At 55.3% G+C, this 12450-nt stretch carries 14 protein-coding genes; 3 read left to right on the top strand and 11 right to left on the bottom strand.

Annotation, left to right across the window (positions count from 1 at the left end):
• Positions 1-222 precede the first annotated feature (222 nt).
• Complete coding sequence (locus C4J85_RS17395) at positions 223-528, top strand: DUF6124 family protein (protein WP_124371198.1); 306 nt, start codon at positions 223-225, stop codon at positions 526-528.
• A 455-nt stretch (positions 529-983) separates the two neighbouring features.
• Here the strand turns inward: C4J85_RS17395 and C4J85_RS17400 are convergent, their stop codons facing one another.
• The 11 genes from C4J85_RS17400 to C4J85_RS17450 form a co-directional block, all read right to left on the bottom strand.
• Positions 984-1844, bottom strand: coding sequence for a hypothetical protein (locus C4J85_RS17400; protein WP_256657787.1), 861 nt, complete (start codon positions 1842-1844; stop codon positions 984-986).
• A 109-nt stretch (positions 1845-1953) separates the two neighbouring features.
• A complete protein-coding gene (locus tag C4J85_RS17405) occupies positions 1954-2910 on the bottom strand; it encodes a type III secretion protein (RefSeq protein WP_177413568.1) in 957 nt (318 codons plus the stop codon).
• A 732-nt stretch (positions 2911-3642) separates the two neighbouring features.
• Positions 3643-4575 (bottom strand): pyridoxamine 5'-phosphate oxidase family protein, encoded by a 933-nt coding sequence (locus C4J85_RS17410; protein WP_124410328.1) that lies wholly within the window; start codon positions 4573-4575, stop codon positions 3643-3645.
• Positions 4576-4654: 79 nt separating this feature from the next.
• Positions 4655-5539 (bottom strand): LysR family transcriptional regulator, encoded by an 885-nt coding sequence (locus tag C4J85_RS17415; protein ID WP_124410329.1) that lies wholly within the window; start codon positions 5537-5539, stop codon positions 4655-4657.
• Positions 5539-6459 carry a LysR family transcriptional regulator gene (locus tag C4J85_RS17420; RefSeq protein ID WP_124410330.1) on the bottom strand — a complete coding sequence of 307 codons (921 nt, stop codon included), beginning with the start codon at positions 6457-6459 and terminating at the stop codon, positions 5539-5541. The genes C4J85_RS17415 and C4J85_RS17420 overlap by 1 nt, the downstream gene beginning before the upstream one ends.
• 16 nt (positions 6460-6475) lie before the next feature.
• Positions 6476-7102: a glutathione S-transferase family protein gene (locus tag C4J85_RS17425; protein WP_124410331.1), complete on the bottom strand. Its 627-nt coding sequence runs from the start codon at positions 7100-7102 to the stop codon at positions 6476-6478.
• A gap of 141 nt (positions 7103-7243) precedes the next feature.
• Positions 7244-7405 (bottom strand): hypothetical protein, encoded by a 162-nt coding sequence (locus C4J85_RS17430; protein WP_177413569.1) that lies wholly within the window; start codon positions 7403-7405, stop codon positions 7244-7246.
• 248 nt (positions 7406-7653) lie between these two features.
• Positions 7654-8565, bottom strand: coding sequence for a DMT family transporter (locus C4J85_RS17435; protein WP_124410332.1), 912 nt, complete (start codon positions 8563-8565; stop codon positions 7654-7656).
• A gap of 7 nt (positions 8566-8572) precedes the next feature.
• On the bottom strand, positions 8573-9238 hold the full coding sequence (locus tag C4J85_RS17440) for a 2OG-Fe(II) oxygenase family protein (RefSeq protein ID WP_124410333.1): 666 nt from the start codon (positions 9236-9238) through the stop codon (positions 8573-8575).
• The gene (locus tag C4J85_RS17445; protein WP_124410334.1) at positions 9231-10355 is read right to left on the bottom strand and encodes a ThiF family adenylyltransferase; all 1125 of its coding nucleotides are present in this window, start codon (positions 10353-10355) and stop codon (positions 9231-9233) included. The genes C4J85_RS17440 and C4J85_RS17445 overlap by 8 nt, the downstream gene beginning before the upstream one ends.
• Before the next feature lie 76 nt (positions 10356-10431).
• The gene (locus C4J85_RS17450) at positions 10432-10533 is read right to left on the bottom strand and encodes a pantocin A family RiPP (protein WP_218565837.1); all 102 of its coding nucleotides are present in this window, start codon (positions 10531-10533) and stop codon (positions 10432-10434) included.
• Between the two features lie 524 nt (positions 10534-11057).
• Between C4J85_RS17450 and C4J85_RS17455 the strand changes: the two genes are divergently transcribed.
• Together C4J85_RS17455 and C4J85_RS17460 are read left to right on the top strand one after the other, a co-directional pair.
• The gene (locus C4J85_RS17455; protein ID WP_124371208.1) at positions 11058-12134 is read left to right on the top strand and encodes an aldo/keto reductase; all 1077 of its coding nucleotides are present in this window, start codon (positions 11058-11060) and stop codon (positions 12132-12134) included.
• A 73-nt stretch (positions 12135-12207) separates the two neighbouring features.
• A complete protein-coding gene (locus C4J85_RS17460; protein WP_124363466.1) occupies positions 12208-12444 on the top strand; it encodes a hypothetical protein in 237 nt (78 codons plus the stop codon).
• Positions 12445-12450 lie beyond the last annotated feature (6 nt).

The following is a 12450-nucleotide window of genomic DNA, read 5'->3' on the forward strand; positions in this document are numbered from 1 at the left end:
ATCGGTGGCTAGTCTGCGGCCTGTCACTGCTCATCAGTGATCGGGTTTAGTCGCTCGGTATGTCACAAGGCGCATGGTCACATGGAGTTTTATGGTGGCTGTGCGCAGGGCGCCTTCGGGCGCGCCGGATTTCCTTGTGGCCGGTCGACTAACCTGCGTACAGCCGCCACCTTCGTTTAGTCGCGAGAGGCGTCGGCTCCAATACTCACAAGGAGCTACACCATGAACAAAGTCCTCCCCGATCCACCCTTCGATCCCGCCAAAGACCGCGCTGCGTTCAACCGGGCCATCGACCATTACCTGCCCACCCAAGGATTCCACAGCGTCAATGAAGATTTGAGCTTCGAAGATGCGCTGCTCTACACCGCCAGCTTGCTCGACAGCGCTTCGGCGACGGCGTTGGATTGCGGGGAGTTGCTGAGCAGCCCTGAGCGGGCGAAGATCCTGGCGGTGTGGCATTTGCTGGAGATTGCCAAAACAACCGTGGATCGCTCTATCGAGTGCATGAAGCCTTCGAAAACGGCCTGATATGCAATATTTTCGTCGGCTGTCAGGCCGCCATCGGGGGCAAGCCCCAATGCCAGTCAGTTAAGGCTTTTTTGTAGGAGCGAGCTTGCTCGCGAAGAACTCAGGGACCCCGCGTTTATTCAGAATGAACGCGTTGCCTGGCCGTTTTTCGCGAGCAAGCTCGCTCCTATAGTGGCATTGGGGCAAGTCCCCACAGTTGGATCGTGGAGTCTCAGTTGGATACCCGGCGGTTATCAAGCCCACCCGCCAAGGCGATCGTTCCCATGCTCCGCGTGGGAAAGCAGCCCGTGACGCTCTGCGTCACCTGTGTCCAGTAGCGGTTGGCGGGACGCGAAGCGTCCCAGGAAGCGTTACCACGCAGAGCGTGGGAACGATCCCCTGTCGTTCACCCGCTGAAATCTGTATACCGCGCTGGGCGGCGCGTGGGGCGAGCCACCGAGCCTGGCGGTCGCACGCTAGAGCAGTTTCAGGCCAATGACTGAATGGCGGTTCCAGTCGCGCTTATTCAGTTGCTGTTTGTACCCATAACTGTCCAGAAAGCCGTCCACCACCGCCATTGAGTGAAACGCGTCGGCGATCGTGCCGATAGCCCCGTCCATGAAGTCCTGGAGGGTTGCGGGCGCAACGAAGTCCTTTAAGCCCAGGCGCCGCAGGGCCTGCCCCGGATACTCACCGTCATTCAACGTGCGCATGGCGGCGGCGAAGCTCTCGTTGGCCTCGCCGTCATTATTTTCGAGATACGCGCGCTTGGCGCTCACGGCGTATAAGAACTGCGCATTGACCAGTACATCATTGGGTCGGTCGGCGCCGAAGCTCGCGCCGGCCGGGGCCTGTTTCAGCTCATCATGGGTGATGTCCAGCTTGAACCCATCACGCATGACGACACGATAGCCGGCGTCGATGGCGTGTATGGACGTGTAAATACCGTGGGGGTTGTGACCGAACTTCATCATGGCGGCTTTGATTGCGGATACCGTCACGCAATTGCCTTCGGTCAACTGATAGAAGTTCTGGAAAATATCATTGGGTTTGGCGCCCGTATTCGCAGGTGTGCCTTTCAGAAACTCGTCACGGTTTACATCACGCTTATCGACGCGCCGTTCATTCAGATTATCAAGGGGGGACGGTGAGGGTTTTACGTCGACTTCCGGTTTAAGCCGCGCCGCTAAAAGCGCCAATAAACGTTCCAACTCTCCCACCAGGTTATTCAACTGCTTGGTTGCTCCGGCGGGTGCAGCCTCATTTGCAGCACCTGAATAAATTACCGTACCACTCGCCTCGGCGAAGCCAGGGACAGCATACTTAACGTTAGACACTAACATCCACAATCACTCGCATAGCTGACTTAAAAAAGGCGCATAAACACTCAGCGCCTTGAACACTACGGCCACTGTTCCAATGAGAATAAGCAGATAAATACGTGGTTTACTCAACTTGATCGCTAAGCGTTACAACCTTCAACGACGGCGAAACGGGCTGGTTGTATAACTGCCCCTCCATGACCCCATCAAAGAGCGCACCATTCTTGTTCCTTGCGCCTTTGTCCACTGGCACCCCGACGCGCGCGCCCAATGCACCGGCGTCAATGACCTGCATATGCGCCTTCAGCCCCAGGTACGACAACGCCGCGCCGCCGCCGATGCCCTGTCCCGCTGCCGCCAGTACCCCCGGATAAGTGCGGTGGGCGTGGTAAGCGCTGTCCTTGCCATAAATGCTGTAGAACGGGTCCGTTGCATTGTTGCGCGCCTGCTCCAGGTGCTGACGCTTGCTCATTACCCCAAACAGAAATTGCGCATCCTTGACCATGCCTTCATCGCCGCCACTGAATTTCGCCGCCTTGGCCGCCAGTTGCAGCTCTTCAGCGGTGATATGCAGCTTGAAGCCGTCTTTCATCGTGACGTTATAGCCATCCCCACTCTTGACGACTTGCGTGAACACCCCGGTTGGACTCTGCCCGAAGGTGGCCATGGCCACCTTGATCGCCGCCACGTGTTCTTCTCTGCCCGTGGTGCCTTGGTAGGGAAAGTTCTCATAGGTGGCGCGCAGCCCGTTGCGGATATCGTCGGTTTTTTGCCCTGGGGCTTTTTCAGACAAAAACGTGTTCGACGGCTCGCTGTTTTTATCGGAAAACATTTCAATAAGTTCAGTATCGAAAGCGTTTCGGCTACTGGCCAGATCTGACCGATTCATGAACGGTGCCAGTTGTTCTTTCCATCGGCTTCTACTGGGCTGCGCGGCATCGGGGATCGGCGCGATATCGACCGGCGGCCTGGGAATAACCGGTTTGGGTATTACGGTCACGGGTGGCTGTGGGGTGGGAGGCAAACTTCCCTCGTTCATCCACGTTTTAAGTGTTGTTACCAGCGTCGTGAGTAAGTTCAACAGTTCAGCGGTTCCTCGATCATTACTGCTCAACTGGACAGCTCGACCAATCGCATGATGAGCTGGCACTTGTCCGAAACGATTGAATCGATCGGAAGTTGAAGGGCCCTGTGTATTTTCAACTTGCGCAGACGTTGCATAGGCGCAATAAGCCTGTCGAGTGTCAGACGTGTTAAGCGTGACCATCTTGTATAGCCTCATTTAGCAAAAGGATGGGAATCGCACCAGACAACTCACACTGCGATTCAGGAAACATTACTTGCCAACCGACACCGTCGGTCATTGATGCAACAAGTCCTCATGCGTGGCAAGCCAGTGGGAAAGGTTCCTGATATCAGAGGCGTAACAGGTAACAACGTCCTTCTATTTCAGCTGATTTCCATCGGAAAATTCCTCAACGGCGACGTTTTCATCCGAACAATCCTCAGCGTAATTCCAGCTGCCGCAAGCGATTTGATGGCGGTGCATCAGCCACAAATGAGCCAGCTGAACCGCCGCTATCGGGGGCAAGCCCTAATGCCAGTCAGTTAAGGCGACACCGAACCTGTGGCGAGGGAGCTTGCTCCCGCTGGACTGCGCAGCAGTCCCATTGTTTGGGGCCGCTTCGCGCCCCAGCGGGAGCAAGCTCCCTCGCCACAAGTTAGTTCTCGCTCCTGCTACTTCTTAACTGACTGGCATTAGGGCAAGCCCCCTCCCACATTTGATCTCCTGTGCCGGGCAGATCGCGCCTGGCTACCAGCTTCCCATCGCCAGGCTATAGGGCGAAAATTCGACGAACTGCCAACGCAAGGCCAATGCTGCCGGACGGCGGACCACCTGTTCCACGGTCACCGTCCATAACCGCTGCGCCCCTTCGAACTCGGCCACTTGCGGCCCGCTGAGGATCAGCGAAGTACGCCCGGCCACTTGCAGTACGTCACCCGATTCAAAATCGATGAACAACAACCCCGCCACCGGGTTGACTTGCAGGTTGCCGAGGGTGTTGAAGAACAGGTTGCCGGCAAAATCCGGAATGGTCAGCACATTGCCATCGACCCGCACAAAACCGGTGCTGCCGCCGCGATGGGAAACATCCACCGAGCGCTCGCCGTGCAGGTCGACATAACTGGCGACGAAGAAGGTGTCGGCATTGCGGATCATTGTGTGTGCGGCGCCATCCAGGCGGTCGCTGCGCTCGGCCACGCTGCCAGGTTTGCGCGCAATGGTATCGACGGGGCGCAGTTGGATGTATTTGGGGCAGTTGCCGAAGCTCTGCACCACGTCCACCGCAAAGCCATCGTGATCCGGCACGCCGATGCGCCCGTTCATGCGATTGCGACGGCGGGTGTTCAAGTCGATACCGAGCACGCCGACGGACGCGCCGGCCGTCAGCCCCGCCCGGGCGGGGTCGCTTTTGCCGGGCAGGCTGTCAATCTGCAACCGCTGCGGGTCAGGCGAATGGGCGAAGCCTGGCGCGCCTTCGAGCATCGTTGCCCATGGAATGCCGTGTTCATCCACCACGCCCAACATCAGGTAAGGCAGCAAGGGAAAGAAATCGCGATGCTGCTCCGGCAGGTGATCGCGTATCACCTTGGGGCCGATCACGGCCATGCGTTCGGCCACGCCGGCACTTTCCTGCAGTTGCCTTTCGCCGCTATGCCAGGGGGATGCTTCGATCGCGTTCATGGCGTTCACCTCTCGTTGGATAGCTGGATGCTGCGCCTGACCTGTCGCCGAGAGAATGACCACCCCAGGCAATCCACTGTTACGCCAACTGAAATGCCGGGTGCTCGCGCAAGGCCGCCACACAGTCATCGACAAAACTGCGCACGCGCATGGACGCATGGCGACCTTCGCGATACACCACCTGCACCGGTACCGCCGGCAACTCAAAGCCAGGCAATACGCGACGCAGCCGGCCGCTCAGCAAATGCTCGTGCACCGGGTAGCTCAGGCAACGCAGCAGCCCTGCCCCCGTCAAGGCCGCGTTGATGGAACCCTGCACCGTGGCGCAGCGCAGCCGTGCACGGGCCTTGAGCTGATAGTGCGCGAAGTCCCACTGCACCGGGTCGGCATTGGCGATCAAATGATGCTGCTTGAGGGCGGCGGGATGCTGCGGTTCTCCGTGGGCGGCCAGGTAGCCAGGGCTGGCGCAGAGGATATGCCGCACATGCCCCACCGGCCGTGCGATCAATGACGAGCTGGGCAACTCGCCGACCAGCACCGCCACGTCCAGCCCTTCTTCGTGCAGGTTCGGGTAGTAGTCGTGGTAGTGGGCGACCACACGCACCTGCGGGTAACGGTCCATATACGCGGCCAGTACCGGCGCCATCACATAGCGGCTGAACAGCAACGGCAAGAATACCCGCAGATTGCCCTGGGCCTGGCTGTGCAAACCTTTGGCCGAGGCTTCAGCCGCCTCCACCGCCGCCAGCAGCCGCACACAGTCGGCCATATAGGCGTCGCCTGCGTCGGTCAGGCTGACCCCACGGGTACTGCGCTGCAACAACGTTACGCGCAAACGCGCTTCCAGACGTGCAATCGCCCGCACCAGGGTCGGGCCGGAGACCTGCGCCACGCGCGCCGCCGCCGCCAGGCTCGGTTGCCCGGCCAGCGCCGCGAACAACTGCATATCGCGATAACGTTCCATCAGTCGCGCGGCTTTATCAGCGGTTTCAGGGCCACGTCATGCCCCAGCCGATCGGCAAGGAAATCGACGAAGGTGTGGACCTTGGCCGGCACTCGCCCGTTGTTCTGGAATACCACCTGCACCGGCAGCGCTACCGGCTCGAAATCCTGCAGCACAAGCTCCAGCTCACCCGCCGCCACCGCCGCCGCCACCTGATAGGACAGCACTCGCGTCATGCCCCAGCCCAGGCGCGCCAGGTTGATCGCGGCGTTGTTCGCGGTGACCACCAGGCGCGGCTCGATAGCTACCGTCAGCGCCTGGCCGGCGTCGACAAACGCCCATTCATCCAGGCGTTGGCTGGCGGATGAGGCCACGATCTTCGCTTCACGCAAGTGTTCAGGCCGTTGGGGTCGCCCATGCCGGTCGAGGTAAGCGGGCGATGCGCACACCACCCGGCGCACTTCGCCGACCTTGATCGCCTGCTGCCCCGGCTCGTGCAGATGACCGATGCGCACGGCCACGTCGACGCCTTCGTCGCTCATATTGACCACACGGTCGACCAGCAGCGCATTGATGTTCACCTGGGGAAAGCGGTCGAGATAATCGCCCAGCGTCGGCGCCACGAACAGCTCGCCGAACAGCACCGGGGCGGTCACGTTCAGTTGCCCGCAGGGGATCGAATAACTGCCCGCCGCCGCTTCCTCGGCCTCACCCAGCTCGGCGAGGATGCGCCGACAGTCTTCCAGGTAACGCTGCCCGGCTTCGGTCAAGTGAAGGCTGCGGGTGGTGCGCGCCAGCAGCTGGGTGCCGATGCGTTGCTCCATGGCGGCAATCGCCCGGGTCACGCTGGGCGGCGAGGTGTTCAGACGCCGTGCGGCGGCGGCAAAACCGCCCTCGTCGGCCACCGCGAGGAACACCTGCATTTCATGAAAACGGTCCATCGACGCCCCTTGCTGGTTACTCTGATTGCAGACCCGCCGCCGTGCGCGGCATGCCGACGAAACCCGGCAGTGCTTCAATGCAGGCCAGCCAGGCGCGCACCTGAGGATAGTCGGCCAGCGACACATTGCCTTCCGGCGCATGGGCCGTGTAGGTGTAGAACGCGATATCGGCAATGCTCGGCGAATCGCCAGCCAGGAAGCGGCTCTCACCCAGTTGCTGCTCCATCACATTCAGCAGTGCATGGGCGCGGTTGATGGCGACGTCCGCATCCACGTCGGCGCCAAACACCGTGGCCAACCGCGCAGTGGCAGGCCCGGCATGCAACTGACCGGCCGCCGCCGAGAGCCAACGCTGCACCCGTGCCTGCCCGACCGGATCAGCGGGCAACCACTGGCCGTTGCCATAGGTGGCAGCCAGGTAGACCAGGATGGCATTGGAGTCCGCCAGTATCGTCCCGCCATCGTCGATCACAGGCACCTGGCCGAAGCGGTTAAGGGTGGCGATGAATTCGGGTGATTTATGCGCGCCTTGCTTGAGGTCCACCAGGATAAATTCCATCGGCAGGCCCAGCAGGGACAGCATCAGCTCGGCCCGATGGGAGTGGCCGGACAGGGGGAAACCATACAGTTTGATTGCGGGCATGACGGACTCCAGGGCGTTGTCGACCGGATATTGTGTCGATGGGTGCAATCTTCTTATGTACCAACCGCCAGCGGAATTACCAGATTGTACAATCCAGCATTTCAGTTAATGAAACAATAACGCGATTCCGCGCTGACGCTGCTAGCCGGCAGTCAGATAAGCTCCCTGGAATTCGAGTGCGCGAATCCTGCGGTAATCCGCCTTGATCACCACTGGGTCGGTATGAACCAGATACACCGTGCCAAGCTGACTGAATACATCCTGGGTCACGCCGATCGGCTGGTCGCTTTCAACGTAAAACATTGCGTCGAAAAACGACTCGACTGCTCATGGGTTTCCGCACATCTAAGTGCAGCGTTCAAATCGCATGATTCCATTAGCTCGACAAGATTATCTAGGCGCAAAGCATTGAGGGTTGCTAGAGGCTGGATTCGTGCAGCTATAGGTGCAATTTCACATTAAGTGATTGATCCCATTCAGCTAGCTTTACCGCATGGCGTAACGGGTGATCCTTATAGAAGTGCTGATTGATTAGATCAATAGCCCCAATGTCATGTAGCCGCCTGATTGGTTTTTGAAATTAACGCAGGTCGAACAATATTTACGATCAATGCACTGATTAGAATTAATGAAAAACCGATCATTGTACTAGTTGATGGCGTCTCACCGAAGTAAGCTATAGCTAGTATTATAGAAATTATCGGAGAGAACAACGTTGCGTAGCTCGCATATTCTGCATTCTGAAGTTCGATCAAATAAAACCAAATATAAAAAACGATCGCCCCTCCCACAACCCCCATAAATAAAACTGAAGCAACAACTGGTAATGACAAGTTCCCGGAAAATTTTATGATTTCGGTAGGCCAACTTATAAATAGCGGAGATACCAAGAAAACGCAAAGGCAACCGAATGTTATCTGCCAGAACACTTTTACCCGGAATTCCACATTGGCCTCTAACCTTTGTGAGATGATAGAACCGATTGACCAAGCTATTGCGCTTGACAGAATGATAAAGTGGCTCGAAGAAAACTCAAAACTACCTATTATTAGCCCAACCCCTGACAAGCAAAAAACTAGCGAGGCAATAGAAAAAATATCTAGCTTCCTATTCAGGATCATCGCAAAAAAAGATGTAAAGCAAGGCATTGTGTAAATTAGAGATGTAGAGTCGGAAATACTTAAGCGCTCCAAGGCTATATTGTTCAAAACTGGGACGAGAAAAACATTAGGAACGGCGATGATGAAAAATTTAAAATAGAGCACAGGATCTAAACTTATGCCAATTCTATTTACGGGACTCCAAAATATTGCGTAGAGGAAAAGAACGCTGATAGAAGCGCATGCCAATCGAAATGGCCAAGCGCCTATAGCTTGAACACCTACTTTGGAAACTGGCAAGCCAGCCCCCCAAATTAGGGCCATGCCAGCTACAAGAAGCAAACTTTTTTGAAATGGCGACATGATTTAATTAACCATAACGAACAATGATAGCGATCCTGTGTTGATCCGGATTAGCTGTTACCATGGATACAAAATGCGGAACTTTTCGCTGCGAAGTATCGAACACAAATAGCTGGCCGCAAGTTGGCGTCAATGTATCATTAACCGATGAATGGGTTTTATTTAAAATAAAGGTAAGCCCGCCAAAATTTGGATTCCATTGAGGTGTTATGTTCAGTGCTATTCCGAGATTTGAACCTGGGTCGCAATGAGTTGTTAAAAAATCACCTTGGTCGAAACGACTTATGTAGCGAGCCTCCATTGCTCCAATTGTTCGTTCTGATAGCTTCGATAATAATTCTATAAAATCGTCCCTCATAAGGTAATCATCGAAGAGTTTCATGGCGGGATGAATTGGCGCACCCTCGATTTCGGCTAGTCGGCGAAAGCTAAAAGCAAAACCTCCCTCATGATATATTTTAAGTGCGTCGGCTTTAGCATGTTTTAAACGCGAGTGTGGCACGCTGTATGGCAAATCAACTTCTTCAGTAGAATTGCGGATTATATACGTCCAATCTTGTTCTTCGATGCTTGCGCACGCATCTTTACAGCCATGCACAAGGTCTGGAATGCGTGAACATAGATCGATTGAGCAATAACCTCGCTCTCTAAAGCACTGTGATTTCTTATTCATGTTCGAAGACGGTCTCTTCTCGCTTATCCAGGGTTTGCATTGATAGATAAATCCTCTTGCCTATTACCGTTGGCTGGTCGTAACCAGTAATATGCTTGACGATTTGATCGCATGCTAATCCAGCCATTGCTGACAAGGAGGGAGCGCTTTGCCACGCATTAACTGTCCGATCCCCATCCAAAAAATTATGCTTGAGCCGAGCTCGCTGGAATTTCTCTATATTAGATTTACTGCTGTAATAAGTTTGCCGTGCGGATTGTTTTACATCTTCGAAAGATTTGTGTGACCCATCATTTAGGTATAACGGCCCAACGGATACTTCAAGCGGGTCTCCTCCTAACTCCATTACTGGAATGCCACGCTCTTTGGCCATAGTGTGGATCACTTCTTCTGGTGTGTGCTTTCGATAATAGCCCAAGCTTGCCCAAGCAAGTACGATCAGATCAACGCCGTCTAATAGCTTGCTAATTTGTGAAGAGTCTGGAGCAGCAAATTCACAAAAGGCTTCCACTATTACATTAGGATTGTACTCATAAATTCTTTCTTTGGCCGCTGACACCTTCTCTTTTCCAACATCTGAAGTAGTGTATAAAATTTGACGATTTATGTTAGATAACTCGACATCATCACCATCAACCAAGCGCAGTTTTCCTACGCCGGCCATTGCAAGAAGTAGAGAACACCAAGTCCCCCAACCTCCCATTCCAAACATAACGACATTGCTGGACTTTAGACGCTCCTGATAAATTTGCGAATGTACATGTCCCTTGTCGATCAGCGAAAATTGAAGCATTTGACGGTCATATCGCTCGACCTCTTCACTCGTCAACGCATTTGAAAAAAAAGCGTTATCTTCTAGCAGATTCATCTCATGAAGTGATGCGATAAAGCCGGTGAGGTCCTGTTCAGAGACCTCAATACCCTGATGCCCTAACTCTTTGGCAATCCGCGGAACTGTGCGGGTTCCATCCAACTTCCCTAGCACATCTTTCACCCACTCTGGCGGTGCAACAATGATCTTGGATACTCCCGGAATCTCTCCGATGCAAATGTCACCGTCCTCAGCCAGTATGATGTGATGTGATCGCTTGATAAGAGGCTTGGTGTTGGTATTCATACGAGGACTCGCAATTATTTTTGGCATAAAGAAAGGGGCTGCAGTAAGCAACCCCTTACCGAGAAACGTAACTTAATTAATCTTCCAGTTCGATCTCTTCGCCTTCAGAATACATAGCTTTCTCCTCAGATATAGCCGATACGCGCTCTTCAAGCTCTTCAAATTGTACGTTCTGCATGATTCACCTCGCTCATTTATAAATTAAATTAATTCAAAACATACGTCGTTTAACGCATTTAATGTATAGAACAAGAATTGATATTCTGCGGCGTTATTTTGTTGCAAAATACTTCAGTTTTCCTAGAATGAGATTTAATTTCGAATAATATTTTCGGATTAGAACCTCCTATCAGAACACCCAGAAACTACATCTTATGTTAATTATTAGTACACAAACCAAGGAACTTTCCTACAGTACTTTTAACTTACAAGCGCACTCCTCAAACCGCTCCTGCAAAGTCCGATGACTGCCCGAGAACCGCCGCTGGTACGTCAACAGCACTACCCCTACCGTGCCCAACACTGACGCTGCCACAAAAAATCAATCACGAGTCGAACCGCGCCAGTCCTCATGCCGGGGAGGCGGTGGGATTCCTGATTGCCTCACCAACAACCTGTGGCGCGAAGTTTTCACGAAAAAATTCAAACTATCGCCACCCTCATCGTTCACACCTTCACGTGCAACGCAAAGTAGGAGGCAACATGCAATACCGACAACTGGGTCATTCCGGCCTGCTGGTCTCGGAAATCATCCTGGGCACCGTGCCGTTTGGCGGTCGCGCCGAGTTCGAGAAATGCGGTGCGGTGGACGTGCCCCAGGCCAGGCGTATGTTCGATATCGCGTTTGATGCCGGGGTGAACATGATCGACACCGCCGACCTGTACTCCCATGGCCTGGCCGAGGAAGTGGTCGGTAAAGCCCTGGGCGACAAGCGCAACGACATCTTGCTGGCAACCAAGGGCCGCAGCCCGGTGGACCAGAACCCGAACAATTCCGGCTCATCGCGCTATCACTTGATTCGCGCCTGTGAAGCCAGCTTGAAGCGCCTGGGCACCGACCATATCGACTTGTACCAACTGCACAACTGGGACGGCCTGACGCCCATCGAAGAGACGCTCGAGGCGCTGCGCCTGTTGGTCGGTTCGGGCAAGATCCGCTACTTCGGCACCAGCAACTTCACCGCCTGGCAAATGATGAAAACCCTGGGCAAGGCCGAGTTGCATGGCATGCTCAAGCCGATCACCCAGCAGATCTACTACACCCCCGAATCCCGCGAGGCCGAGTACGAGCTGCTGCCGCTGGCACTGGACCAGCAGGTCGGCACGCTGGTGTGGGGGCCGATGGGTGAAGGCCTGCTGACCGGCTCGACCCGGCGCGGGCATAAGCCACCGGCCAACACCCGCCAGGGCAGCGACTGGCCGGAACCCTACGTGCACGACCAGGAACGCGCGCTGGACATCATCGAAACCCTGGCTGCCGTGGGCGATGAACACGGGGTCTCGGTGGCGCGCACTTGCCTGGCATGGCTCAAGGATCGCCCGGGGATCACCTCGCTGATCGTCGGTGCCCGTACCGAGGCGCATCTGCGCGACAACCTTGCCGCCACCGAGCTGAAGCTGACCGAGGAGCAATCCTCACGCATCGAGGCCGTGACGCGTCGCCAGCCGTTGTATCCGTACTGGCATCGGTTTACCGCAGGGATCGATCGCTTCGATCCGGCGGAGCAGCCGTTCCTTGCCGAGCATCAAAAAACCATGGATGCGCGCAAGGACAAATAACCCTTCGGCGACACACAGCCGTTCAACAGGTGGGAGGGGCCTGTGCCCTCTCACCTTGATCAAGGAGATCGCTTTGATCGCGCAAATCATGATCGCCGCCCTCGGCGTCGTCGCTATCTGGTTCAGCCAAAGCAAACGCCTGCATGTACGCCGCTACGCCTGCCTGTTCGGCATGGCCGGCCAGCCATTCTGGTTCTGGTCGTCGATCAATGCCGAGCAATGGGGCATCGTGCTGCTCAGTTGTTTCTATACGGTGGCGTGGGCCAAGGGCATCAAGACCCATTGGATTGATCGCAAGGCCGATGGGTAGCGCTTA

Source organism: Pseudomonas sp. R4-34-07 (assembly GCF_003852375.1).
GTDB lineage: Bacteria > Pseudomonadota > Gammaproteobacteria > Pseudomonadales > Pseudomonadaceae > Aquipseudomonas.

Excerpts from the sequence above, each read along its gene's own strand:
- C4J85_RS17395 (WP_124371198.1), top strand. The coding sequence starts at position 223 with ATGAACAAAGTCCTCCCCGATCCACCCTTCGATCCCGCCAAAGACCGC.
- C4J85_RS17410 (WP_124410328.1), bottom strand. The coding sequence starts at position 4,575 with ATGAACGCGATCGAAGCATCCCCCTGGCATAGCGGCGAAAGGCAACTG.
- C4J85_RS17415 (WP_124410329.1), bottom strand. The coding sequence starts at position 5,539 with ATGGAACGTTATCGCGATATGCAGTTGTTCGCGGCGCTGGCCGGGCAA.
- C4J85_RS17420 (WP_124410330.1), bottom strand. The coding sequence starts at position 6,459 with ATGGACCGTTTTCATGAAATGCAGGTGTTCCTCGCGGTGGCCGACGAG.
- C4J85_RS17425 (WP_124410331.1), bottom strand. The coding sequence starts at position 7,102 with ATGCCCGCAATCAAACTGTATGGTTTCCCCCTGTCCGGCCACTCCCAT.
- C4J85_RS17430 (WP_177413569.1), bottom strand. The coding sequence starts at position 7,405 with ATGTTTTACGTTGAAAGCGACCAGCCGATCGGCGTGACCCAGGATGTA.
- C4J85_RS17435 (WP_124410332.1), bottom strand. The coding sequence starts at position 8,565 with ATGTCGCCATTTCAAAAAAGTTTGCTTCTTGTAGCTGGCATGGCCCTA.
- C4J85_RS17440 (WP_124410333.1), bottom strand. The coding sequence starts at position 9,238 with ATGAATAAGAAATCACAGTGCTTTAGAGAGCGAGGTTATTGCTCAATC.
- C4J85_RS17445 (WP_124410334.1), bottom strand. The coding sequence starts at position 10,355 with ATGAATACCAACACCAAGCCTCTTATCAAGCGATCACATCACATCATA.
- C4J85_RS17450 (WP_218565837.1), bottom strand. The coding sequence starts at position 10,533 with ATGCAGAACGTACAATTTGAAGAGCTTGAAGAGCGCGTATCGGCTATA.
- C4J85_RS17455 (WP_124371208.1), top strand. The coding sequence starts at position 11,058 with ATGCAATACCGACAACTGGGTCATTCCGGCCTGCTGGTCTCGGAAATC.